2 protein-coding genes are annotated in these 1,384 nt (G+C 53.3%); both read right to left on the bottom strand.

Annotated elements, in window-relative coordinates:
* Positions 1-36: 36 nt before the first annotated feature.
* Positions 37-1,059: a tetrahydromethanopterin S-methyltransferase subunit H gene (gene mtrH / locus QCH34_RS12695; RefSeq protein WP_300334672.1), complete on the bottom strand. Its 1,023-nt coding sequence runs from the start codon at positions 1,057-1,059 to the stop codon at positions 37-39.
* A gap of 16 nt (positions 1,060-1,075) precedes the next feature.
* Positions 1,076-1,384, bottom strand: a 309-nt coding sequence (gene mtrG / locus QCH34_RS12690; protein ID WP_300334670.1) for a tetrahydromethanopterin S-methyltransferase subunit MtrG, incomplete at its 5' end; no start/stop codon positions are given.

Below are 1,384 nucleotides of genomic sequence, written 5' to 3'. Positions count from 1 at the left end.
AAAGGGTGGAATGAATTTCCACCAATGATTCTCGTTTTATACGAGTCTCATAATGGGGTGGTTTGGATCCTGCACATCTCCACCGAGTTCACGGCATGCCTCAGCAAGCACGATGTCGGTGAATGCGGCAGTCGTTGCCATCCCTTCACAATTCTCGATTGGTCCGAACATGATTAAATCGGCACCAAGGGTCATTGCCATGATGTTGCACCCGATGTCAGGTGCAGCCCATGCAGTCTGCCTGATACCCTCGAATCCACCGAAGTGGTGATGTGCCATCTGTTCGAGGAGGACATCCTTACCTGCATACTGTTCGGCAAGGACACTCTTTCTCCAGCGCTTCAGCCAGGTCCATGACACAGTCATGTTGTGGTATGCACCACCGGTTGGGAGACCGTGAATTGCCTTGCATGCAAGGATCTCACGGAATGAACCGCCTGAGCCGATGCCGAGCGGGGTTGCTGCAGTGTCGAGGATCGGCCGGGTGATTCCTGCCTCTTCTGCGATCTGGAGCATTCCCTTTGCCTGACCGGCAACGCCTCCCTCAACGAGCACCTTCTCACGTCCGACGACTGAAGGGTCGCCGGGGTTGAAGGCGAGGACGATCGCGGAGTTGACATCAGATGCAGCAAGTGCGTCGATGTTCTCCTGCGGGATCGAACCATTGATTGAGTTGTAGATTGCACGGTCAGCAAGGCCGACTTCTGTAACGTACTCACATGCATGGGCAAGTGCCGATGGTGCTGATGAGTCCATCAGGAAGGGGGTCTTGTTGTCGATACTGTCAAACCAGCTGAAATAGCTCTCGAACGCCTCGCCATATTCGGCGATAATCTGGATGAAGTATGGGTTGCCGGTGATATCGTACAACTCCATACAGCGGTTCCAGAGCGCTTCTGCCTTTGGTTTGTCAATCTTTCCTGTGTGATCGTCAAGCACGGTCTCGTGCTTGTTGTAAAAGATGGATGCGCCGAGTACCCTTGGGTATTCGCCTGGCTGTCCACCGATCTTGATTCCATTAAAGTCGAGAACGGTCTGTTCTTTCTCAAACCTGAACATAGTTGGAACACCTCACTTAGAGCATACTAATTTTCGGAAGGAGCATAAGCAGCATGATGAAGACGATGAGCCCTGCTACAAGGCCATAGAGGATGCCTATGTCGCGTCCGATCTTCCTGCCCACCCTCTGGGCAATCTCTGCGTCTGCAAATTCGATCTTCTTCTCAATTACATCGAGCCGTTTTTCAATCTCAAGGTACTGGGGGTTCGCTCCGGCAACTGAAGTCTCAAGGCCGCCTCCGCCTGCTTCCTTGACCTCGATAACCATCGGGTCAGCGGCAAATGCTCCCGGGTCACGGCCCGCGAGTTCAGCGATCTTGGCGTT

The sequence above is a fragment of the Methanocalculus sp. genome (assembly GCF_029762515.1).
In the GTDB taxonomy this organism is placed as follows: domain Archaea; phylum Halobacteriota; class Methanomicrobia; order Methanomicrobiales; family Methanocorpusculaceae; genus Methanocalculus.
This window is presented reverse-complemented; position numbering and strand designations above follow the sequence as displayed.